This is a genomic window from Streptomyces sp. NBC_01618 (assembly GCF_045209435.1).
Lineage (GTDB): Bacteria > Actinomycetota > Actinomycetes > Streptomycetales > Streptomycetaceae > Streptomyces.
On record NZ_CP109297.1, the window covers coordinates 1533135 to 1555890 of the forward strand.

Here is a 22756-nt window from a genome sequence, read left to right on the forward strand (position 1 = left end):
CCCGCTCGAGCGGGGAGGAAGGTGATGAAACCTGGGTGCGCGGGATGCCCTCGTGCCGGATCATGGGCGCCATGTCTGCCAACCCTGAGTCCGCTCTGCCGATCCGGCTCACCGTCGACGACAGCGATTCCCCGTCCGATGTCGTCGACGCGCTGTTCCTCGGCCGCTTCGCAACGGGCGAGCAGCCGTACTCGCACAGCTCCTCCCTGGACCGCGTCAAGGCCGGGGCCACTCTGCTGCCCCCGGCGGCCAAGGTGTTGCGTGCCGCCCGCGACGACGACCGCAGCGCCACCCTCGCCGAGGGCGACGGCTGGACGCTGCTCATCTCGCGGTGGAGCCGCGGCGCCGACGTCACGGTCACCGCGACCAGCCCGGAGCTCGCTCAGCGGATCCTCGGCCAGGCGACGGACGGCGCCCGGGACGAACCGGAACCGCAGCCCGAGAACGTGACGATGGGCTTCTGGTACGTGTCCCCGCGCCGTGGCCCGTACCGCACCACCCGGCAGATCGCCGCCGGCACCTGGGACGAGGTCCGCGACAACTACACGGCACCGGTGGCCGATGCCATGGACCGGCTGATGAAGGTCACCCCCGACGACATCGCCGGCCGGCTGCTCCTGCTGCACGGCCCGCCCGGCACCGGCAAGACATCCGCGCTGCGCACGCTCGCGCGCTCGTGGCGGGACTGGTGCCAGGTCGACTGCGTGCTCGATCCGGAGCGGCTCTTCAACGACGTCGGCTATCTGATGGACATCGCGATCGGCGAGGACGAGGGCACGGCGAAGGGCCGTTGGCGGCTGCTGCTCCTGGAGGACTGCGACGAGTTGATCCGCGGCGAGGCGAAGCACACGGCGGGCCAGGCGCTGTCCCGGCTGCTGAACCTCACCGACGGACTGCTGGGCCAGGGCCGCAATGTGCTGGTGGGGGTCACCACCAACGAGGACCTGGAGCGGCTCCACCCGGCCGTGGTCAGGCCCGGCCGCTGCCTCGCCAGGATCGAGGTGGGTTCACTGACCCGCAAGGAGGCGGTGGCCTGGCTGGGTACGGAGGAAGGGCTCGGCCGCGAGGGGGCCACGCTCGCCGAGCTGTACGCGCTGCGGCGGGGCAGCAGCCCCGCGTCGGTACCGAAGCAGGACTCCGGCGCGGACGCGGGCCTGTATCTCTGAGAGGCTGTCGGGTGACCTCGGATCGGAAAGCGGACGCGGTCTGGTGCGTGCGATTCCAAGGCGGAGGAGGGAGGCGACGCGGAGCGTCGTCGACCGAGGACAACGCAGGAAGCGTGCGTGCCAGGGCGTGGCCGCCCGGTCAGAGGTCACCCGACAGCCTCTGAGCCACCGTTCGAGCCCGTCCGCCGACGGACGACCAACCGGCCGCCGGACGGCCCCGGTCCGGGCCGCGGCTCCGGCCCACGCCCGGACCCGCGCCCACGCCCCGCCTCACCGCGCCCCGTACGCCGCCCGCAACGCGTCCTCGGCCCGGGACAGCGCCTCGGCCCGCGACAGGCCCAGCCGCCGCGCCTGCTCCGCGTACTCCTGCGCGGCGGCCGCCGCGTGACGTTCCGCCGCGTCACCGGCGGCGGCGATGAACGTGCCGTTGCGGCCACGGGTCTCGATCACCCCGTCGGCCTCCAGCGCCCGGTACGCCTTGGCGACGGTGTTCGCGGCGAGGCCGAGCTCCTCGGCGAAGCCGCGTACGGTCGGAAGTCTGAAACCGACGGGCAGCGCGCCGGAGCGGGCCAGTTCGGAGATCTGCGTGCGCAGTTGCTCGTACGGGGCGGTACCGGCATCCGGATCAAGGGCGATCTTCAGAGTCACCCGCCGATTGTCCCCCACCGCCGGAAAAACAGGGGCGCCCGGCAGGCACCCACGCGTAACGTCCGGCCCATGACTGTCCTCATTCGCGATTTCCTGCCCGCCGACGCGGAGGCCTGGGTGCGGGTCCGGCGCGCCGCACTGCCCTCCATGGTGACGACTCCCGAGCAGGTCGCCTTCGATCTCGCCGCCGCCCATCCCGACACGCGCTACCGGCTCCTGGTCGCCGAGAAGGACGGAGAGCTGATCGGGACCGCGCAGGTCGGCCTCGCCCACGACAGCCCCGAACCCGACCAGGCGTTCTGCAATACGTACACACACCCGGACCGCACCGGGCTCGGGGCGGGTGGGCTGCTGCTGAGCACGGCCGAGGAGCATCTGGCGCGGGAGGGTGCGGTCGCGGTCTACAGCTGGGTGCTCGACACTCCGGCGAACCGCGCCTTCGCCGAGAAGCGCGGCTACGCACCGAGCCGTTCGGCGCACTTCCTCCGCCTCGATCTGGCCGGCGGGTCGCTGCCGCCCCGTCAGGATCTCCCGGCCGGCGTCGAGCTGCGCACCGGCGCGGACTTCGCCGACGATCCGCGCCCGCTCTTCGAGGCGGACGCCGAGACCACGGCCGACGAGCCGAGCGACACCCCGGCCGAACTGTCCGATTACGAGGACTGGCTCCGGCAGATCTGGCGCCATCCCGGACTCGACCACGAGCTCACCTCGGTCGTGGTGGTCGACGGCGAGGTGGCGGCGTTCAGCGCGGCGCAGACCGACGGGCTGACCCGCTACATGTCGGGGATGACCGGCACCCGCCGGGCGTACCGCAACCGGGGCCTGGCCAAGCTCGCCAAGAACGACTCGCTGCACCGGGCGCGTGCCGCCGGGTACACGGACGCGTACACCGGCAATGACGCGGAGAACGCCCCGATGCTGGCCGTCAACCGGTGGTTCGGCTACGAGATCTGCGCCACGGAGGTACGGTATGTCCGCAAGCTCGGCTGAGACCGCGCTGACGGTCGCCCTGGTGAAGGCCGGGCGGACCAAGATCCGGTATCTGGCCGTTGTAGTCCGCGACGACGGCAACCGGGTGACGGTGCGTGCGCCGTGGGCGGCGCCGGGGGTCCGTGACTTCGGCTTCGTACGGTTCGAGCCCGGCGATGTGTTCACCGAGCACTACTGGCGCAATCACTGGTTCGCCGTGAAGGAGGTCCGTACCGGAGCGGGCGAACTCAAGGGCTGGTACTGCGACGTGACCCGTCCCGCGGTGCTGCGGGACGGGGAGCTGCGGGTCGAGGATCTGGACCTGGATCTGTGGGTGTCGGCGGACGGCACGTCCGTACTCCGGCTGGACGAGGACGAGTTCGAGGAGAGCGGTCTCGCCGAACGCGATCCGGCGGCGGCCGGGGCTGCCCGCCGCGCCCTGGACGAGCTGGAACACCTGGCCCGCACGGAGGGTCTCGCGACGCTGCTGGCCTGACCGGCCCCGGCCCCGGGTCCGGGTCCGGGCGGACACCGCGGTCACTGCCGCAGTGTCCGCCAACTGAATTACAGTGCTCAGGCCAGTTCCCCACCCGGTGACCTGAGAAGGAATCACGGATTATGCCCACTGAGACGTTCGAGTTTCAGGTGGAAGCGCGCCAGCTTCTGCAGATGATGATCCACTCGATCTACTCGAACAAGGACGTGTTCCTGCGCGAACTCGTCTCCAACGCCTCCGACGCCCTCGACAAGCTGCGGCTCGAAGCGCTCCGCGACGACTCGCTCGGCGCGGATGTGTCCGACCTCCACATCGACATCGAGACCGACAAGCAGGCCCGTACGCTGACCGTCCGGGACAACGGCATCGGTATGTCGCACGATGAAGTGGTCCAGCTCATCGGGACCATCGCGAACTCGGGGACGGCGAAGTTCCTGCGGGAGCTCAAGGATGCCGAGGACTCCACCGCGGCCACAGGGCTGATCGGCCAGTTCGGGGTCGGGTTCTACGCCGGCTTCATGGTGGCCGACGAGGTCACGCTACTGACCCGGCGCGCGGGCGAGAGCCAGGGCACCCGCTGGACGTCGACCGGCGAGGGCACGTACACGATCGAGACCGTCGACAGCGCCCCGCAGGGCACCGCGGTCACCCTCCGGCTCAAGCCGGAGGACGCCGACGACCAGCTCTACGACTACACCTCCCCCTGGAAGATCAGGGAGATCGTCAAGCGGTATTCGGACTTCATCACCTGGCCCGTCAGGATGGCCGCAAAGACCCCGGCCGACGACGCCGCGGGTACCGGGGAGGGCGCCGACGCCGCCCCGCGCGAACCCGAGACCCTCAACTCGATGAAGGCCCTCTGGGCGCGCTCGCGCGACGAGGTCAAGGACGACGAGTACCACGAGCTGTACAAGCACATCAGCCACGACTGGATCGCCCCGCTCGAAACCATCCGGCTGCAGGCGGAGGGCACTTTCGAGTACCAGGCGCTGCTCTTCATCCCGTCGCACGCACCCCAGGACCTGTTCATGCAGGGGTACAAGCGCGGCATCCAGCTCTATGTGAAGCGCGTCTTCATCATGGACGACTGCGAAGCGCTGATGCCGCCGTACCTGCGCTTCGTCAAGGGCGTCGTCGACGCGCAGGACCTGTCGCTCAACGTGTCGCGCGAGATCCTCCAGCAGGACCGGCAGATCCAGTTGATGCACCGGCGCCTGGCGAAGAAGGTGCTGTCGACGGTCAAGGACATGATGTCCGCCGACCCGGAGCGCTACGCCACGTTCTGGCGGGAGTTCGGCCGCGTCCTCAAGGAGGGGCTGCTGAGCGACTTCGAGAACCGCGACGCCATCCTCGGTGTGGCCTCCTTCGCCACGACCCACGACCAGGACGAGCCGACCACGCTGCGGAGTTACGTGGAGCGGATGAAGGACGGCCAGGAGCACATCTACTACCTCACGGGTGAGTCCCGGCAGGCCGTCGAGAACTCCCCGCACATGGAGGCGTTCCGGGCCAAGGGCGTCGAGGTGCTGCTGCTGACCGATCCCGTCGACGAGGTGTGGGTCGAGGCCGAGCCGGAGTTCGACGGCAAGCAGCTGCGGTCCGTCGCCAAGGGCGAGGTCGAGCTCGGGACCGAGGAGGAGAAGAAGGAGGCCGCGACGGAGCGCGAGAACCGGCAGCAGGAGTACGCGGATCTGCTGACCTGGATGACGGACCGGCTCGGCGAGACCGTCAAGGAAGTACGGCTCTCCTCGCGTCTCACCGTCTCGCCCGCCTGCATCGTCTCGGACACGCACGATGTGACGCCGGCCCTGGAGAACATGTACCGCGCGATGGGCCAGCCTGTCCCGCAGGTCAAGCGCATCCTCGAACTCAATCCGGAGCACCCGCTGGTCAGCGGCCTCAACCGGGCGCACACCGAACGGGGCGAGGAGGCGGGCCCGGGCCTGGAGGAAACGGCCGAACTCCTCCACGATCTGGCGCTGTTGGCCGAGGGCGGCGAACTGGGTGACCCGTCGCGCTTCGTCAAGCTGATGGCCGACCGCCTCGAGCGCACCCTCTGAGTGAGGGCCGCACCCCCTCGGGCGGGCCCCCGAGCCTGCCCGAGGGCCCGCCCGGCTCACCGCCCGGCTGATCGCGGTCGGACACGTCCTAGTCCCGGAGTCGTGCCCATACATCGGTGTACGGCGCCGGCTCCTCCGGCGCAGGGCGGGCTTGCGGGATTCCGGCGACCAGCTCCACCTCGTACCCCGCCGGGTCCTCCAGATAGGCGGCAATGTGCTCGTCTCCGCCCGCGTGCGGGTAGCGGTCCGGGAAGAGCTGCCGCCAGCCGTGCTCCGGGGCTCTGGCCACCAGTGCGTCGAGGGTGGCCCGGTCGCGGACGTGGAACGCCAGATGGTTGAGCCCGGGACTGCGGCGGTCGTGCGTCTCCCCGGTGAGGTCGGGTGACTGCTCGACCACCACATAGCTGTCGCCGCGCCGCCAGCTCCGGCCGTGTTCCCAGCGCTGGTACGGGACATGGCCCAGCTCGCCGAGCAGCCAGCCCCACCCGCGCTCGGCCACCGGCAGATCGGGCACCCACAGCTCGATGTGGTGCACCCCGCCGGTGCCGGCTCCGCCGGCGGGCAGCGGGACGGCGCGGCGGATGCCGTGCGGCTGGTACGCCACGGTGTCGCCGTCCTCGTGCCAGTGGATCAGGAAGTGCTCCCCCGCGCGGTAGCCGTCGAGTCCGGCCCGGCAGTAGGCGACGATGTCGTCCGGGAGGGCGTCCAGCGGGAACCAGGCCAGCTCGGAGCACTTGTCCGGTTCGCGGTTGTACGGCGGGCGGCCCGGGTCGTACTCCGCCTCGAAGAACCAGCCGGTCCGGGGACTGCCGCCGGGGCCACGGTGCTGCATGACCAGGGCGACCCGCAGCTCGTCCGGGCCGAGTTCGACACCGATCTCCTCGGCGGCCTCACGGATCATCGCCGCGCGGACGTCCTCGCCGTCCTCGACGTGTCCGGACGGGCCGTTGAACAGCCCGTCCGCGTACCCCGTATTGGCCCGGCGGGCCAGCAGGACGTCGGGGCCGCGGCGGAGGATCAGATGCACATCGACGACTTCGGTGTGCCGGTGCCGTGGTTCGGCACGGGCCACCAGGGCGTAGCGCTCGTCGTCGACGTGCTTGCCCCAGAGGGCCGGATCGTCGGAGAGCCGCTCGTGGTGGATGTGCTCGGTGAGCTCCGAGAGCAGTCCGGTCAGCCGCTCCGCACAGAGGCCGACGGCGCCCCACACACCCTCGATCAGGACCAGCCGGCCGCCGGGCCGCAGCAGGGTGAACCAGTGGCGCAGGGCCGCGACCGGATCGGGCAGCAGCCACACCACATGCCGGGCCATGATCACATCGAACTGCTGCTTGCCGACCGGCGGTTGGGCCGCATCCCCGAGAAGCACCCCGGTGCCGGTGCCGGCGAGCTTGGCCCGCGCCTGCTCCACCATGCGCGGCGACCGGTCGACGGCGGTGACCCGGTGCCCCTGCCCGGCGGCGAGCAGCGCGAGGCTTCCGGTGCCGCACCCCAGGTCGAGCACCGCGGAGCGCTCCCCGGGCAGCCAGCTCTCCAGCCGCTGCGCCCAGGCATGCCGGACTGCCGGGTCGAGCAGCCCGTGGTCGGGCTCCTCGTCGAAGGAGTCGGCCGCGGAATCCCAGTCGATCGTCGTCATGAGTCGATCGTGCCATCCACCACTGACAGCGACGGCCCGCACGGCATGAAAGGCCCCGCCCTCGGAGTGCCGGAACACCGGGGCGGGGCCTCTCGTGCCGCTTCTTCCTCGCCGGGCAGGGCAGTACGTCTAGCCGACGACCGAGGCGCAGGTGGTGGGAGTGGCGTGTGCCGGATCCAGGGCGTTCGCCACCTCGTGGTACGCGATCCGGTCGACGGTGCCGATCGCCACGTGCTCGGAGAGGTCGACCGGGCACAGGTCCTGGAGCAGGACGTTGTGTACGTTCGGCCCGTCCAGGAACTGCGTGCGGTACGGGGTCACGACCTCGTCGTACCTGGTCGCGATGACCGTGTAGCGCACTCCGGGCACGGTGTCGCCGCCCGCGTTGAGCTTGGTGACGAAGGGGGATCCCGCCACCTGGTCGGCGAGGCCGGGCGTGTTGGCGTTCAGCAGGTCCTCCGCTCCCGGGAAGTACGGCAGCAGCTTCGTCAGTCCGAGGAGGGTGGTGCCGTGGTTGTCGGGTGCGAGCCCGATCATGGCGTTCACCTTGGCGGCCCCGCCGAGGAACTTCAGGTAGTAGTTCGGCATCATGCCGCCCTGGGAATGGCCCACGATGTCGGCCTCGGACGCCCCCGTGGCGGCGAGCACCTTGTCGACGAACGCGGCGAGCTGACCGGCCGACTCGTCGATCGGGCCGAGGCCGTTGAAGACGGGTACGCCGGGTAGTTGCCCGTAGTCGAGCGAGTAGACGCAGTAGCCCCGGTTGACGAGGTAGGGGGCGAGGACCAGCCAGTTGTCGATCGAGTTCCCGAAGGTTCCGTGGACCAGGACGACGGGGCGGGGGTGGGCTGCAAAGGGTTTGCAGGAGTAGTCGTTCCAGCCGCGGGAGGTGGTCGTGGCGGCGGTGGGGGTGGCTGCAGCGGCAGTGGCCGTGGGGGTGGCGACTGCGGCGACGGCGAGGAGCAGTGCGGCGAGGGTTCTCCGCGTACGTGGGGTACGCGGCGCACGGATCCAGGGCAGCATCGTGTGGTCTCCTTGCGGCTCAAGGGAGTTGCGATGTGTGTGCACCCTGCGGCCCGGACCACAAGTGGTTACTGCTGAGTTCTGTTACGCAGGCCAAATTACGCGTGAGTAAGGTGGCGTGGGAAGTTACACGCCGGTAAAAACTGATGGATCATCAATTGTTCGAGGTCAAGGACCATTCAGGCCGCGAGTCGCCCCGGCATCACGGCTCACGGTCGGCGGGTCCCGGGGCCAGAGCGGCGGGGTACACGGCTCCCTGACCGAAGCGGCGGCGGGCCCGGTCCGCGGCCGCTTCGGTGGCGTGGGCGCGGTCGTCACCGGAGTCCAGGGAGAGCTGGCGGTGAGCGGCGCCGGCGGGCCCCAGATCGTCGGCGCGGATCACGAAGGCGCGGACCCGCGCCCGCTGCAGCCCGAGGGAGGCCAGCAGACCCAGTGCCGCCGCGATGAGGGCGGGCGAATGACTGGTGGGCTCCGGCAGCGGACGCGCACGCGTGGTGGAACTGCGGTCGGCGTACCGCACCGTGAGAGTGAGGCGGCCGGCGACCTGCCGCTCGCCGCGCAGGCGTTGGCCGATCCGGTCGGCGAGCCCCAGGACGGCCCGGTGGTGGAGCGCCGGATCGAGACAGTCCCGGTCCAGCACGAGGTCGGCGAGCAGGTGCTGCGCGGGTGCCAGCGGGGTGACCGGGCGGGGATCACGGCCCTGGGCGCGCTCGGCGAGCAGCCGGGCGGGGCCGGCGCCGAGGAGGCGTTGCAGAGTCGCCGCGGGCACGTCGGCGACCTGGCCGATGGTGTGCAGGCCGTACTTGTCGAGGGTGGCCGCCGTGGCCCGGCCGACCCCCGGCAGCGCGGTGACCGGGCGTGGGTACAGCCATGCGGCGGCCTGACCGGACGGGACCCAGGTGGTGTCCCCCGGTGCGGACGCGTCGGCCGCCATGGCGGCCAGCATGCGGTTGCCCGCGAGCCCGGCGCTGCTGTCGATGTCGTAGAGGCCCTTCAACCTGAGCTTCGCCATCTGGACCAGGTCGTACGGGGACAGGTCGAAGTACCTGAGCGCCGAAGTCAGGTCCAGTTGGACGGCGTTGGGCGGGACGGCCTGGACGTGAGGCGTCACACCAGACACCAGTTCGATTATGTCGTCGTACTGGTCCTCGCTCAGCGCGGCGTGCAGATGGAGGTGGGCGATGTACCGCTGACGCGTGGTCATCCCGCGCTCCCAGGGCTGGTGTAGCCGAGCTTCTTCAGGTCGGCCGAACGGCTGCCGGCGGGCCGCAGGTCGGCGTACGGGTGCAGCCGAGCGCCCGTGGTGCCGTTGACCAGGGTCCGCCGCGGCTGTGCGGGGGTCGGGTGCGGGTGGTCGGCGCCGAGGAGGGCGAGAGCGGCTTCGGGGCCGTGGTCGCGGCGGGCGGCGGCGATCCGGTCCAGGTCCCAGGCCATGGTGCCGACGACGGTGCGGCGGGTGCCGCGCACCTGGACGGTGCCGCGGACCAACAGCAGTCCGCTGTGGAAGACGGTGTGCGCGCAGGCCGGGTGGGAGTCCTCGAAGAAGGCCAGGTCGACCAGGCCGGAGCCGTCCTCCAGGGTGACGAAGATGATGCGCTTGCCGCTGGCGATCGGCGGGGTCTGGGTGGAGGCCCGTACCCCGGCGACGAGGACCTGCTGACCTGCCCGGGCTGCCGCCAGGTGGGCCGAGTCGGTCGCGCCGATCTCGCGCAGCAGCCGGTGGTGATGCTCCATCAAATGCTTGGAGACGTCGATGCCGAGCGTGTTCAGCTCTGCGTTCAGAGCCTCGCGCCCGGTCATTTCGGGCAGTCCGCTCGGCTCCGCCCCACCGGCCGCTTCGGCGTCGATGGGCAGCTGGCCCCTGCCCGCGGACCGGACTCGGGACTGCCGGTGGAGTTCGGCGATCTGCAGGAGCAGATCGCGCCGCGTGAGTCGGCCGTCGTGGAGGGACCCCAGGGCGCCGATCTCCGCGAGGCGTTCGGCGACCGGCCGGCTGGGACGGGCCCGCTGCCAGAAGTCCGACAGCGATCCGTACGGCCGGCCCTCCTCGATCCGGGCGCACTCCTCCTTGCTGATGCCGCGCACCGCGGACAGCGCGAGCCGTACGCCCCACCGTTCCCCGTCGGTCCGCTCCACGGTGTGCTCCGCCCCGGAGCGGTTGACGTCGACGGGCAGGACGGGAACGCCGCGTCGGCGGGCGTCGGCGACGAGGACACGCTTGGGCCACATACCGGGGTCGTGTTCGAGCAGCCCGGCCAGCAGATACGCCGGGTAGTGCGCCTTGAGCCAGGCGCTCTGCAGGGCCGGCACGGCGAAGGCGACCGCGTGCGCCCGGCAGAAGCCGTAGGCGCCGAAGGCCTCTACGGTCTTCCACACCTCGTCCCGGACCGTCGCGCTGTAGCCGCGGGCACTTGCCTGGCGGTGGAACCAGTCCTTGATCCGGGGCAGTCGCGCCTTGTCGCCGAGCGCGCGCCGGGCGACCTCGGCCAGAGCACGGTCGCAGCCGGTCAGCACCGACAGCGTCTCGATGATCTGTTCGTGCCAGATGGTCACGCCGTAGGTGTCGGCGAGCACGGGTTCCAGGTCCGGGTGGACGTAGCAGGGAGTGCCGCCGTGGCGGGCGGCGATGTACCGCTCGGGCATTCCTCCGGCGACCGGCCCGGGGCGGAAGAGACTGATGTCGGCGATGACGTCCTGCGGGTCGCGGGGCTGCAGCCGGGACAGGAGGTCTTGCTGGCCAGGGGATTCGAGCTGGAACAGGCCCAGGGTCTGACTCTCCTGGATGATCTTGAACGCGAAGACGTCGTCGAGCGGCACCTGCCGCGGGTCGTCCAGGTCGATGTGGTTGCCGGTCGTCCGTTCGATCTCGTTGACCGCATGGGCCATCGCGGACTGCATCCGTACGCCCAGGACGTCCAGCTTGATGTTGCCCAGTGCCTCGATCTCCTCCTTGGCCGCCATGGCCATCGGGTAGTCGCCCTGGGGGGTGGGCTGCACCGGCAGCCGGTCCAGCAGCGTCGCGTCGCTGATGACCACACCGCAGGGGTGCATGGCCATGCCGTGGACCAGGGAGTCGAGCCCTTCGGCCACCTCCCACAGCGGCCCGTACCGTTTCGCCTCGGCCGCCAGCTGACGCAGTTCGGGCAGCTCGGCGAGCGCGCCCCTGATGTCCGCTGCCCGCAGGTGCGGGAAGCTCTTGGCGATCCGGTCGACCTCCGCCGGTGCGATCCCCAGGGCCAGACCGGTGTCCCGCAGGGCCCGACGGGCCCGGTAGGTCTCGGGCATCGCGGTGACCGCCACCCGTTCCCTGCCGAACCGGTCGAAGATCGTGTCGTAGCACTCCAGCCGTCTGGCGGACTCCACGTCGATGTCGATATCCGGCAGTGACGTCCGTCGCACGCTCAGGAAGCGTTCGAACAGCAGGTGGTGATCGAGCGGGTTGGCGGTGGCGATGCCCAGCACGTGGCAGACCATCGACCCGGCGCCCGAGCCGCGGGCCGCCACCCGGATGCCCTTCTCGCGGATGTCGGCCACGACCTGTCCGACGGCGAGGAAGTACGGGTCGTAGTTCAGCTTGGAGATCACGGCGAGCTCTTCGTCCAGCCGGTCGAGCGCGACGCGGTCGCGGTCCAGCCCGCGCCGGGCCATGCCCGCCTCGCACTGCCGGCGCAGCAGCTGTGCCGCGCCGCCCGCCCCGGGCCCGGCGCCGAGCACTTGCGCCTCCGGGAAGTGCGGCGTGCCCAGCCCCAGATCCGCCGCGGGCTCGACGGTGCACGCGGCCGCGGTGGCGGCGGTGTCCCCCAGCAGACGGCTCGCCCGCCGGGGTCCCGCTCCTGCGCATTCGGCGATCAGCCGCGCGATGCCCGCCATCGCCCTCTCGTCCTTGAGCCAGCGCTGCCCGCTGTCCAGGCGGCGCCGGTCGATGGGCCGCAACAGCCGCGCGGCGTCCAGGACATCGGCGAGCCGGTGCTGGTCGGGGTCGGCGTAGCGGACGGCGTTGGAGAGCACGGCGGTGGTGTGGGTACGGTCGGCCAGCGCCAGGGTCCGGGCGGCCACCCGAAGCGATCCCGGCCCGGTACCGGACCGTTTGTGCAGGACGGCCTCCAGCCGTATCCCCCTGCCGAAGATCTCCCGCCACGGCGCCAGCAACTTCATCGCGACGTCCTCCCGGCCCGCCGCCAGCGCGCGTACCGGCTCCGAGAGCGGCCCGAGCAGCACGATCAGACCCGGGCCACCGTGCTCACGCAGCGCCTCCCACGGCACCACCGGCGTCGCCCCGCCCGCGGTCCCGGCGTGCGCGGCCGACGTGATGCGGCACAGCCGCGCCCAGCCCGCCCGGTTCTGCGCAAGCAGCACGAACCGCAAGGGCGGCTCGACGATGTGCGCGCCACCGTGCACCGGGGTCCGGCGCCGCGGTGCCGGAAGCGGAGGCGCAGGAGCCAGGGCCTCGACGGCCAGATCGACACCGAAGACCGGCCGGACACCGGCCCCGGCGCAGGCCCGCGCGAACCGCACCGCCCCCGTGACCGTGTCCCGGTCGGTGAGCGCGAGCGTCGTCATGCCGCGCTCGGCCGCCCGCCGGACAAGGTGCTCGGGGTGGGCGGCGCCATAGCGAGCGGAGTATCCGGACGCCACGTGCAGATGCGCGAAGCCCGCCATGCCACACCTCCGTCCTCCACCCCATTTCAGCCATACGCCCGATACCTACATCGTACGTCCGTTCGATTACTCTAACTCCATCGAAGCCGGTCAGCGACTAGATTCGAACATGTGACCGTATTCGAGGCGTCCGCAGCGTGTGGCTGAAACTGTCACCTCCCCGCCCTCGCCCGGCCCGGCTCCGGCCAGCCATTCGGCCCAACCCCACCTGCACGAACGGCCGAAGCCCCGGACCGTGGGGGCACGACTTTCGCTGACGAGGTGAAGAACGCCGTCACCCCACGGGCCGCACTGCTTGTCGTCGGTGTGCTCGGACTGCAGTTGCTGTTCATCGCGTCGTCGCGGGCGGTGGCGGGCACGCTCATCACCCTCCCGACGGCCCTGCGCGAGCCGGATGACGCCGCGGGCGCCAGGGCGCCCTTCGGCTCGACGATCTGCCCCCCTCTCCGCCGCAGCGGAACCCCGCGCCCGCAGCCGCCGCGAGCACCGGCCGGACGTGACCGGCTCCGAGCGCCGGGCGACAGCCCGTCCGGCTGCCACTTGCACACCCGCCCCCGGCGCAACAAAGTGCCTGTACACAGCACTGTCACTGACATGCCATACGATGCGCACACCTGTTCACGCCCTTCCGCTTGAGGATGCTCACGTCATGTCTCTCGGTGTCACGTCCCGTTCCCTGCGCGGTATATCCGCTGTCGTAGCCCTGATCTCGATCGGAGCGGTGGGGTGCTCAGAAGCCCTCGACAGCGCAAAAGCCGGCGCCAAAAAAGTGGCTCGCCAGCGATCGGTCTTCTCGCTCGCGACCGGCGACTGCTACAACCCGAACAGTGGGGCACCCGAGGGCGAGGAGTTCAGCGTCGAGGTCGTGCCGTGCAAGGAACCGCACGAGGGCCAGGTCGTCGGCGAGTTCAAGATCGACGGGAAGACCGCGTACCCCGGTGAGGACAAAACCGCGCAGATCGCCGACGAACGCTGCCCGGCCGAAGCGCAGAAGTTCACTCCCGACACCTGGGCCATTCCCAAGGGCGTCGACGTGTACTACTACTACCCCACCAAGGAGAGCTGGGCGACGGGCGACCGGGGCGTGAGCTGCACGTACGCCAAGGAAGCCGGCAAGTTCTCCGGTTCGCTGAAGAGCGAGTCCCTGAACGCCGACCAGCTCGCATACCTGAAGGGTTCGAACGCCGTCTACGAAGCCCTGTGGGCGAACCAGCCCGAAGCGGAGCAGGTCGAGGACGACTTGGTCGGCTACAAGAAGCAGGCCAAGGCCGTTGCCGCCGCGCTCGGCACCCACCTCACGGCCCTGAAGAGCGTTCAGCAGCCGGAGACCGTCAAGCTCCGCACGCGGCTGGAGGAGACCGCCGCCGCATGGGAAAAGGCCGCCTCGGCCAGTGACACGGACGCCTTCTACCTCGCCTACGACCGGGCCTTCACCGGCATCGACCCGGCCAAGACGGTCGCCGCCCGCAAGGAACTGAAGCTCGCCACCACCGTCCCGGCCGACGAAGCCGAGGTCTGGGCCGGCTGACCCCGTCGGATCACGAACAGCGGGCTCGTCCACATCATTCGAGGTGATGCGGACGAGCCCGCTGGTGCGACTCGGGGCAGAAATACTAGAAGTGCCGCGGCACACCCGTCTCAGCGACGGAGCAGCAGCGTGACACCCGCCACGACGGCACCGAGCACGATCGCGGCGACGCCGTAGGCGACCCGGTGCGAGCGCAGCCGGGGCAGCAGCCGGTCCACGGCGATCCGGCCGGGGCCGGTCAGGGCGAGCGCCACCGCGGTCAGGGCGATGAGGAGCTCGTACTCGACGCCCTCCGGGGCGAAGAAGCCGCCGCCCCACTTGACGGAGATCGCATTGACGAGTGTGCCCGCGACGGCCGCAGCGGCGAGCGGAGTGAGCAGGCCGAGTACGAGGCCGAGCCCACCGAGGGTCTCGCTGAGCCCGGCCACGACGGCGAACGCCTTCGGTGAGGGATAGCCGGAGGCGGCGAAGAACTGCCCGGTGCCGTCGATGCCGCCCCCGCCGAACCAGCCGAACAGCTTCTGGGCGCCGTGCGCGGCCATGGTCAGGCCGAGCGCGAGGCGCAGCACGAGCAGACCGATGTCATAGGCGCGGGCGGGGGCGGCCGGGGCCTTCTCGGGCGCGGCGGCGGGGCGGGACAGGGTGGTGGCAGGAGTGGTCAAGGGAAGGGCTCCTCGTGGGGCGGGGGCAGGGGCCGCGCGGCGCTGAGCAGCACCGCATGAACTTGAATCTTCAAGGTAACCCACAAGGGGCCTTGCTTCAACTTTCAAGCATTTTTGGCCCAGGCCGACGCCCCCCCGCGCCCCGGATCCGTCCGGCGGCCTCCGCGGTGTTCGCGAGGCCCCAGCCTGAGGCGCCTACGCCCGGAAGGGCCCGGTCACCTCGTACGTGATGCCGGCGGACGAGCTGCCGGTCGTGCCCCGCTGGCTGGAGAAGTACAGCCGCTTGCCGTCGGGCGAGAAGGCCGGTCCGGTGATCTCGGAGGCGGACTGGCCGGTGATCCGCAGGAAGGGAGCCACCACGTCGTCCGGAGTGATGATGCAGATCTCCATGTTGCCGCCGTCCTCGGCGACGAACAGGTCTCCGGAGGAGGAGCCGGTGACATTGTCGACACCGGTCAGCGGGGCGCCGCCACCCACCACCAGCGAGTCGTCGTAGGCGAGTTCATAGGTGTTCGTGGCCAGGTCGACCTGCCAGACACGGTTGTCGCCCTTGGTGGTGAACCAGACGGTGTCGTTCGAGTAGTGGCAGCCCTCACCACCGTTGAACCGCTTGGCACCGGAGACCTGGTCCCGGGTCACGGTCGGGGCGCCGTCCGGGTCCGGCACGGTCGCCCAGGTGAACGAGCCGGAGGTGGCGGTGCCGGCCTTCAGCACCTGGAGCGTGCCGGAGGACAGGTTGCCCCAGGTCGTCGGGATGAAACGGTAGAAGCAGCCGTTGGTCTCGTCCTCGGTCAGGTAGATCACCTTGCGGACCGGGTCGGCCGCGGCCGCCTCGTGCTTGAACTTGCCCATCGCGTCCCGGCGGACGGCCGCGTTCACACCCCACGGGTCGGTCTCGTACACGTACCCGAGGCTGACCTCCTCGCAGGAGAGCCAGGTGTTCCACGGGGTGGCGCCACCCGCGCAGTTCTGCCGGGTGTTGGAGAGGATCCGGTACGCGCCGATGGTCGCGCCGGTCGAGGAGAACTTGACCGCGCTCGCGCCACCGGAGGGACTGATCTCCGAGTTGGAGACGTAGATCCAGCCGGTGCCGTCGGCGAAACAGGCACCGCCGTCAGGGGCGTTGTGCCAGGTGTAGTTGGTGGAGCCGACCTTCTGGCCGGACCGGGCGATGACCCTGCTGGTGAACCCGGCAGGCAGCTGGATGCCGTTGGCGTCCGCGGCACCCAGTGCCCCGTAGGGTCCGGAACCGGGCTGAGCCGGGGCCGCGTACGCGGCGCCGTGCATCAGGGTTCCACCGAAGGCCGCGACCGAACCGCCGATGACCGCTCCACGAAGGAAATTGCGACGTTCCACTTGCCACTCCAGGGGGGAGGTGGTGACTTGCCCGCCACCGGTCGGCGGCGGGATCGCACGCTTCCGGAAGGTAGGAGTGGCGAATTGACGGGGTGTGAACATCACGTCACCCAAAAATGATGAGCACATGCCACCCGAAGAACGTCTGCGCCCCCGAAGGCCCCCAACGTTTCCCAACACGCCGTGCCGGTAAGTGCTCTGATGAGCCATCATCGAATCGGGCGGGGAAAAGCCGGGCACGTGGTGCCCGCACCAAACGGAGGAGGCGCGGAGTGCGTAGTCGGGTGCGCGCAACGGATGGGCGGAATCTGATCGTGGAGCATTTCGGGGATCCCCGCGGCAGACCGGTCTTCCTGCTCCACGGAATGCCCGGCAGCAGGCTCGGCCCGGCCCCGCGCGGCATGGTGCTGTACCAGCGCAAGACCCATCTGATCGCCTACGACCGGCCGGGCTACGGCGAATCCGACCGGCTGCCGGGCCGCTGTGTCGCCGATGCCGTCCAGGACGTACGGGCCATCGCGGACCACCTCGGGCTGGAGCGGTTCGCCGTGGTGGGCCGCTCCGGTGGCGCTCCGCATGCCCTGGCCTGCGCCGCGCTGATGCCCGATCGGGTCACCCGTACCGCCGCACTGGTCGGGCTGGCCCCCCGGGATGCCGACGGCCTCGACTGGTTCGAGGGCATGGCCGCCTCCAATGTGCTGGCGTACTCCACCGCCACGGCCGATCCGGACGGGCTCGCGGAGTCGTTCATCTCACGGTCCGCGGTGATCAGGAAGAATCCGGTCCGGCTCATCGACGATCTGCGCCGGGAGCTGACCGACTCGGACCGGGTCGTGGTCAACGACGCCGGGGTCCGCACCATGCTGCTGCGCAACTACCGTGAGGGGCTGCGCACATCGGCATGGGGCTGGATCGACGACGCGATCGCGTTCTGCAGCCCCTGGGGATTCGACCCCGCGGACATCACCGGACCGGTGATGCTCTGGCACGGCGAGCAGGACGTGTTCACGCCGGTGGGCCACTCCCGCTGGCTGGCCGGGCGCATCCCGAACTCCACCGTCGTGGTGGAACCGGCGGCCGCGCACTTCGACGCGCTGCACGCCCTGCCCCGCATCCTCAACTGGCTGCTGGAACCGGCCGCCTGCTGAGGTCCGGGCCCGGGAGGCGGGGAGCGTCCGGCGGCGGCCGGACGCTCCCCGGGCTCATACCGCCATCGGTTCCAGTTCGCGCTCGAACCGGCGCTCGTCCCGGGCGATCCGGGTCATCGGGTGGTCCTCGCCGAGCTGCCGGGACAGCTCCTCGACCGTTTCAACCCGCAGCCGCATCGCCTCGTCCTTGCGCCCCATCGCGTCGAGCGTGACCGCCATGTTCGACATCATGGCCAGCGTCTCCGGGTGGTGCGCCCCGAGGACGCGCCTGAGTTGTCCGGCCACCTTCCGTTCGGTCTCCAGCACGATGTCGAGGTTGCCCGTCTCGGCCGTCGCGTTGGCCAGATTCATGACGCAGAACAGGGTGTTGGGGTGCTCCGGTCCGTACACCTCCCGCATCGAGGCGACCACCCGGGTCAGCACCCGTTCCGACTCCTCCACCTCGCCGGCCCCCAACTGGTAGACGCCGAGGTTGTTCAGGGCGGCCAGGGTGTACGGGTGCTTCTCCCCCGGCACCTTCATGTACTGGTCGACGACCTCCTGCGCGGTGTTCCTGGCCTCGGTGGTCTCGCCCGCCGCGTACAGGTCGGCCGCCATGTTGAGGTCACAGGCCAGCGACTCCGGGTTGACGACGGTGTACTTGGCCCGGTACCTGGCACGGGTGGCCACCGTGAGCCTGCGGGCGTCCTCCAGTCTGCCCGCCCGGCGCAGCGACACCGCCAGGCTCTTCGCCGCGCTCAGCGTGCCGGGGAAGGCCCGGCCGAGCGTTGCCTTGTAGCTGTCGTACGTGCGGCTGAGGATGCCGACCGCGTCCTCGTACCGCCCGACGTCACGCAGGTCGCGGGCCAGGTTCATGGCCGAGGAGAGGGTGTACGGGTGCTCTGGGCCGAGCACCTGGTCCCGCTTGTCGAAGACGTCCTGGTCGATCTCCCTGGCCCTGGCGTACTGCCCGATGGACCGCAGCGTGAACGCCAGGTTGTTGGCCGCCGCCAGGGTCCTCGGGTGCGAATCGTGGAAGATCTGGTTGAAGCCGTCGGTCGCCTCCGTCGCCAGCTCGATCGCCCTGGTGTACTCGCCGAGCGTGCCGAGGTCCGTCGCCAGGCTGCTGGTGCTCATGTACGTGTGCGGATGCTCCGGGCCCAGGACCTCCTGCTGCATCGCCAGGGTGATCTCGTCGAGCTCCCGTGCCTCCACATAACGGCCGCGCGAACGGTAGACGTTGGCGAGGTGGAAACAGAGGTAGAGGTACTGGATGTCCCGCTCCCCCAGCGTCTCCTTCCAGAGGGCACGCAGCTCCTCGCCGAGAGCGGCGGCGGTCCTGAAGTCACCTCGCTTCCAGAGATAACGAATCCGGTCGATCAGCAGCCTGCGGGCCTCGGGGTCCTTGCAGTTGCGGGCGTCGGACGGGCCGAGGTGCGGCCAGATCGTGGCGAACTGCGGCCAGCTCGCAGGGTTGTCGATCGGCTCGTTCTCGTCGTCGGGCCGGGCGCCGGCCAGGATGCGGTGGACGGCGTGCCGCGCGTCCTGCTGCTCCTCCTCGCTGAGCTGGGCCCGGATGACGGCCTGGACGAGCCGGTGCACCTGGATGGAGTTGGAGACCTGGTCGACCTTGGCGAGGGCGAACCGGCCGATCTCCCGGATGACCCGGCCCAGCACGAGCTTCTCCTGGAGCGAGGCGTCGTACGGCTTCAGCGCCTCGATCATCTCCTTGCTGTAGAGGAGATTCCCCGAGATCGGCTCGGGCGCGAAGAAGGCACAGAGCTGGAGCAGCCGCACCGCGGCGGGCGAGCGCTCCTTCAGCCGCTCGATGGAGATGTTCCAGGTCGCCGCGACCGGCTGCGGATAGCCGGCCGGCTGGTTGAGAGCCAGGACCTCGGGGGCCTGCTGCGCCAGCTGTTCCAGATAGGTGTCGATCGGGGTGGCGGTCTCCGCGATCCAGGCCGCCGCCTGTTCGACGGCGAGCGGCAGGTCACCGACCGCGGTCGCCACCTGGGCGGCATCCTCGTCGCTCAGCCCGGGGGCGCGGCGCTGCAGGTGTTCGATGGACTCCTCGCGCAGGAAGACGTCGACGGGCAGCGCGTCGCCGTGCTGGGACCAGGCCTGGTTGCGGGAGGTGACCAGGATGTGTCCGGAGCCGCCCTGCGGGAAGTAGCGCCGGAGCCGCTCGGGGTCGTCGGCGTTGTCGAAGACCAGCAGCCAGCGGTCCGAGGGCACACCGCGCCGCAGCAGGTCCACGGCCTCCTGGGACGCGGCCGCCATGTCGTCGCCGCCCTGGGCGCCCAGCCGGACCGCGAGCTCGGCGAGCGCGGCCACCACGTCGTCGGTCTGCTCGGACGATATCCACCAGACCAGGTCGTAGTCGGCCATGAAGCGGTGCACGTACTCCAGCGCGACCTGGGTCTTGCCGACGCCGCCGAGTCCGTACAGGGTCTGCGGCTGCGGCAGCACGACGGCCATGCCGCCGCCGAGCTGGTCGCGCATCCGCTCCAGGACCAGGGAACGGCCGGTGAAGCCGGGGTTGCGCGGCGGCGCGTTCCAGATCCTGGGGACGGTGCCGGGGAAGCGCGGTCCGGGCGACACGGCGTCGGTGAGCTGGACGGGCCGGTCCAGGGCGCGCAGCAGCGCCGCGGTGGCGTGCACCTCGTCGAGCCGGAAGAGGTCGACGGGGTTGCGGTCGATGTAGGGCGCGGACAGCCGTACGTCACCGACCCTGAGCGGCAGCAGATGGCGTCGGCCGCCACCGGGGTCCTCCGCCACGGCCCGGTCCCAGAGGTTCACCGCGCGCTGCGACTTGAGGTAGGCGCTGGAGAGCAGCACCACGGTGCGGGTCGCGTTCTCGGTGGTGATCTCCGCCGGTTCCCCGTTCTCCCGCTCCGCGGACACGTCGCGCGGTACGACGCGGAAACCGGCCCGGGTGAGCACGGATTCGATCCAGTCGGCCCACATCCGGTTCTCGGCCACGTAGCTGAGGAAGAGATCGGCGGGCAGCGCGGGCCTGCGCCGGGTGAACGCGTCACGGATGCGCAGCCGTACCTCTTCGCCGACCGGGGGCATCGAGGTGATCTCCTGGTCGGTGATGACGGAGGTCAGCCGTTCGAAGGCGGAGAGCAGCGAGTTGGTGAGACCGGCCTCGTCGCCGAAGGTGGCGAGGGTCTCCTCGTACGCGTAGTAGGGGCGGTACGGAATCTCCACCGCGCCCCAGTACGCGGTGAGTTCGTCGCCGGACAGATCGCGCGGCAGCCGGTCGAACTTGAGCCGGGCCAGTGCCCGTCCGGCATCGGCCTTCTCCTTCTCGCCCTCGTCGATGCGCATCGGGACGGGGTAGATGGAGATGGGGCGACCGGTGTAGCGCTCGGAGATCTGCCGGGCGACGGAGGCGGCGCCGTCGATCGACTGGTCGCTGAGGGTGAAGCAGTCGACGAGGACGTCGGGCAGGTGGACGGTACAGATGTCGGCGATGTCGCTGAGGCCGGTCCGGCTGTCGATCAGGACGTAGTCGTAGTTGGCCTTCATGTCGTCGCGCAGGGCGTCGAAGAAATGGCCGCCGCCGAGCCGGTCGTAGAAGTTGTCCCAGTCGAAGGTGGAGACGGTCGCGGAGTATTCGCGGTTCTGCCGACCGGCGGAGACGAAGTCGAGGGTCCCGCCGTGCGGGAACTCCCAGCCGAGCGCCTCGGGTGTGAGCGACACGGCGTGCGGCTGGATGCGGGCGTAGTCGCGGTGCCAGTCGTCGGCGCGCTGTACGGGGCTGGTCGCGGCCCACGCGTACTCGGTGATCAGATCGATGACGCCGGTGGTGGCACCGAGGGTCGAGGGGTCCAGGAACGGGTGGAAGAACCGGTGGAGCCCCGGTGCCTCCAGGTCCCAGTCGACGGCCAGTACCCGTTTTCCGTTGGCCGCGAGTATCCAGGCGGTGTTGGCCAGGGCCATGGTGCGCCCGGTGCCGCCCTTGTACGAGTAGAAGGTGACGATGCGCCCGTCACGACTGGCCGTCATCCGTGTCCTCCGCATCCGTCGCAGGGTCGTGTGTCTCGGGGATGTCGTTCGTCTGCGCCATCGGCCCCATCAACCGTGTCCGTTTGGTGTGTCCGCCGCCGGTGGCGGGCGGGTAGACCGCCGCATGTCTCAGGTACTGCTGGGCCGCCACTTCGGCCACCTGTGGCAGGATCCGTCCGAAGGCGTCGATGCTGGGTACGCCCTTGGCGGCGACGCGGCAGTAGGCCCGCCCCTGGCGCATCTTGGCCGGCATGGTCTGTTCGAGTTTCTCGGTCAACTCGGCCTCGGAGGCCCTGCTTTCGGGGTCCTCGCGGTTCCACGGCACGACCATCGTCACCCAGGGGCGGTTCTCCGCGTCGAAGGCGGCGAGCCTCCTGCGCCGCTCCTCGTCCTGCAGGGCCCAGCGGTCGACGAGCAGGATCTCCGGTCTACTGGGGGGCTGTTTGCCCTCCGGGTGCCCGGACTCCTCGTCGAAGGAGGAGATGGTGACCTGGTAGTTGAGGGAGCGCACCAGGTCCTGGGCGACATAGGCCAGGGGTCGGGCGGCGGCCGGGTGGTAGGGGTTCCAGTCCTGCGGATTGTCGCCGTAGTACTCGGCGTTGCGTCCCTCGGGCAGGTCGTGCCGCGTGGGGGCGGCGATGGTCACCTGCATGGGGCGGGGCCCGCCAACTCCACCGTCCGGCGGGCCGAAGGCGCTAGGGGCCAGCCGGTAGTCGACGGGGCGGCCGGTGCCGAGCCTTATGGTGTCGGCGACTGTGACGATGCGCTTGGCGAGTTCGTACACCGCGCGCTCGTACTCCTCCTCGAAGAGCTTGAGTTTGATCAGCCCGTAGAGCCCGTCGCTGACGTAACGGTCGCCGAAATCGCGGTGGTTGAACTGTAATCGCTCGGCCGGTCCCGGAAGCTGGCTCGGTGGCACGGGCACCCAGAGCGCCGGGACGATCGCCTCGGCACTCTGGTTGGAGCGGGCCTGGTGATGGATGGCGCGCTGGGCGAAGGCGTACCACTCCTTGCCGCACATTTCGCTGGCGAAGTAGCGCGGCGAGAACAGCGGGACGAATACCCGGCAGGTGGCGAGCGCCTCACCGAGCCGTTCCGACCAGCCCTCGCCGGAGCGTATCTCGCGGTCGATGAACCCCGCGGGCGCGCCCGCGGGGAGATCGGTCAGGGCCATCACATGGCCGCAGAGATCCTGGAAGAGCCGCTCGACCCACATGTCGGGGTCCGTTCCACTGCCGTACCCCGGTGTATGCGCGTAGCTCAAGAAGAAGTACGGCCGATGGTCCGCCGCTCGCTGCTGCGTTGTTGCGTGCACACGACCCCCGTCCTGTGTGAGCACCCGCACCCGAGGAGTGATAGTGAATGCGAGCGAATTCATCATTCCGGAGCGGACGTTGCTCCACCCCCATGGC

Annotated in this window: 15 protein-coding genes; 6 read left to right on the forward strand and 9 right to left on the reverse strand. The window is 70.4% G+C overall.

Translation table 11 applies throughout. The features are described 5' to 3' along the window. Positions 1-44 precede the first annotated feature (44 nt). Positions 45-1166 (forward strand): DUF5925 domain-containing protein, encoded by a 1122-nt coding sequence (locus OH735_RS07290; RefSeq protein ID WP_406386452.1) that lies wholly within the window; start codon positions 45-47, stop codon positions 1164-1166. A 270-nt stretch (positions 1167-1436) separates the two neighbouring features. Here OH735_RS07290 and OH735_RS07295 read toward each other — a convergent pair whose 3' ends face one another. Continuing rightward, complete coding sequence (locus OH735_RS07295) at positions 1437-1814, reverse strand: GntR family transcriptional regulator (protein WP_406380462.1); 378 nt, start codon at positions 1812-1814, stop codon at positions 1437-1439. A gap of 69 nt (positions 1815-1883) precedes the next feature. Between OH735_RS07295 and OH735_RS07300 the strand changes: the two genes are divergently transcribed. The 3 genes from OH735_RS07300 to htpG all read left to right on the forward strand — a co-directional run bounded on the left by OH735_RS07300 (position 1884) and on the right by htpG (position 5339). Continuing rightward, complete coding sequence (locus OH735_RS07300) at positions 1884-2804, forward strand: GNAT family N-acetyltransferase (RefSeq protein ID WP_406380463.1); 921 nt, start codon at positions 1884-1886, stop codon at positions 2802-2804. Next, on the forward strand, positions 2785-3279 hold the full coding sequence (locus OH735_RS07305) for a DUF402 domain-containing protein (protein WP_406380465.1): 495 nt from the start codon (positions 2785-2787) through the stop codon (positions 3277-3279). The genes OH735_RS07300 and OH735_RS07305 overlap by 20 nt, the downstream gene beginning before the upstream one ends. A 122-nt stretch (positions 3280-3401) precedes the next feature. Beyond that, positions 3402-5339: a molecular chaperone HtpG gene (htpG, locus tag OH735_RS07310; RefSeq protein ID WP_406380467.1), complete on the forward strand. Its 1938-nt coding sequence runs from the start codon at positions 3402-3404 to the stop codon at positions 5337-5339. A gap of 88 nt (positions 5340-5427) precedes the next feature. Here htpG and OH735_RS07315 read toward each other — a convergent pair whose 3' ends face one another. From OH735_RS07315 to OH735_RS07330, 4 genes are all read right to left on the reverse strand, one after another. After that, positions 5428-6975 carry a trifunctional class I SAM-dependent methyltransferase/NUDIX hydrolase/VOC family protein gene (locus OH735_RS07315; RefSeq protein ID WP_406380468.1) on the reverse strand — a complete coding sequence of 516 codons (1548 nt, stop codon included), beginning with the start codon at positions 6973-6975 and terminating at the stop codon, positions 5428-5430. Between the two features lie 129 nt (positions 6976-7104). Further along, on the reverse strand, positions 7105-7998 hold the full coding sequence (locus OH735_RS07320; RefSeq protein WP_406380469.1) for an esterase/lipase family protein: 894 nt from the start codon (positions 7996-7998) through the stop codon (positions 7105-7107). Between the two features lie 202 nt (positions 7999-8200). Then, on the reverse strand, positions 8201-9202 hold the full coding sequence (locus tag OH735_RS07325) for a DNA polymerase thumb domain-containing protein (protein ID WP_406380471.1): 1002 nt from the start codon (positions 9200-9202) through the stop codon (positions 8201-8203). Continuing rightward, a complete protein-coding gene (locus OH735_RS07330) occupies positions 9199-12657 on the reverse strand; it encodes a DNA polymerase III subunit alpha (RefSeq protein ID WP_406380473.1) in 3459 nt (1152 codons plus the stop codon). The genes OH735_RS07325 and OH735_RS07330 overlap by 4 nt, the downstream gene beginning before the upstream one ends. Before the next feature lie 649 nt (positions 12658-13306). Between OH735_RS07330 and OH735_RS07335 the strand changes: the two genes are divergently transcribed. Continuing rightward, positions 13307-14185 carry a septum formation family protein gene (locus OH735_RS07335; protein ID WP_406380475.1) on the forward strand — a complete coding sequence of 293 codons (879 nt, stop codon included), beginning with the start codon at positions 13307-13309 and terminating at the stop codon, positions 14183-14185. Positions 14186-14295: 110 nt separating this feature from the next. Here OH735_RS07335 and OH735_RS07340 read toward each other — a convergent pair whose 3' ends face one another. Together OH735_RS07340 and OH735_RS07345 are read right to left on the reverse strand one after the other, a co-directional pair. Further along, positions 14296-14847, reverse strand: coding sequence for a DoxX family protein (locus OH735_RS07340; RefSeq protein ID WP_406380476.1), 552 nt, complete (start codon positions 14845-14847; stop codon positions 14296-14298). A gap of 195 nt (positions 14848-15042) precedes the next feature. Next, complete coding sequence (locus OH735_RS07345; RefSeq protein WP_406380478.1) at positions 15043-16203, reverse strand: alkaline phosphatase PhoX; 1161 nt, start codon at positions 16201-16203, stop codon at positions 15043-15045. A 272-nt stretch (positions 16204-16475) separates the two neighbouring features. Here OH735_RS07345 and OH735_RS07350 point away from each other — a divergent pair, with 272 nt between their 5' ends. After that, positions 16476-17351 carry an alpha/beta fold hydrolase gene (locus tag OH735_RS07350; RefSeq protein WP_406380480.1) on the forward strand — a complete coding sequence of 292 codons (876 nt, stop codon included), beginning with the start codon at positions 16476-16478 and terminating at the stop codon, positions 17349-17351. 54 nt (positions 17352-17405) lie between these two features. Here the strand turns inward: OH735_RS07350 and fxsT are convergent, their stop codons facing one another. Together fxsT and fsxC are read right to left on the reverse strand one after the other, a co-directional pair. Then, entirely contained in the window at positions 17406-21344 is a 3939-nt protein-coding gene (gene fxsT / locus OH735_RS07355) for an FxSxx-COOH system tetratricopeptide repeat protein (RefSeq protein WP_406380481.1), read from the reverse strand. Beyond that, entirely contained in the window at positions 21328-22683 is a 1356-nt protein-coding gene (gene fsxC / locus OH735_RS07360; protein ID WP_406386454.1) for an FxsC protein, read from the reverse strand. The genes fxsT and fsxC overlap by 17 nt, the downstream gene beginning before the upstream one ends. Positions 22684-22756: the final 73 nt, after the last annotated feature.

Excerpts from the sequence above, each read along its gene's own strand:
- fxsT (WP_406380481.1), bottom strand. The coding sequence starts at position 21,344 with ATGACGGCCAGTCGTGACGGGCGCATCGTCACCTTCTACTCGTACAAG.
- OH735_RS07305 (WP_406380465.1), top strand. The coding sequence starts at position 2,785 with ATGTCCGCAAGCTCGGCTGAGACCGCGCTGACGGTCGCCCTGGTGAAG.
- htpG (WP_406380467.1), top strand. The coding sequence starts at position 3,402 with ATGCCCACTGAGACGTTCGAGTTTCAGGTGGAAGCGCGCCAGCTTCTG.
- OH735_RS07290 (WP_406386452.1), top strand. The coding sequence starts at position 45 with ATGCCCTCGTGCCGGATCATGGGCGCCATGTCTGCCAACCCTGAGTCC.
- OH735_RS07325 (WP_406380471.1), bottom strand. The coding sequence starts at position 9,202 with ATGACCACGCGTCAGCGGTACATCGCCCACCTCCATCTGCACGCCGCG.
- OH735_RS07330 (WP_406380473.1), bottom strand. The coding sequence starts at position 12,657 with ATGGCGGGCTTCGCGCATCTGCACGTGGCGTCCGGATACTCCGCTCGC.
- OH735_RS07335 (WP_406380475.1), top strand. The coding sequence starts at position 13,307 with ATGTCTCTCGGTGTCACGTCCCGTTCCCTGCGCGGTATATCCGCTGTC.
- OH735_RS07320 (WP_406380469.1), bottom strand. The coding sequence starts at position 7,998 with ATGCTGCCCTGGATCCGTGCGCCGCGTACCCCACGTACGCGGAGAACC.
- OH735_RS07315 (WP_406380468.1), bottom strand. The coding sequence starts at position 6,975 with ATGACGACGATCGACTGGGATTCCGCGGCCGACTCCTTCGACGAGGAG.
- OH735_RS07300 (WP_406380463.1), top strand. The coding sequence starts at position 1,884 with ATGACTGTCCTCATTCGCGATTTCCTGCCCGCCGACGCGGAGGCCTGG.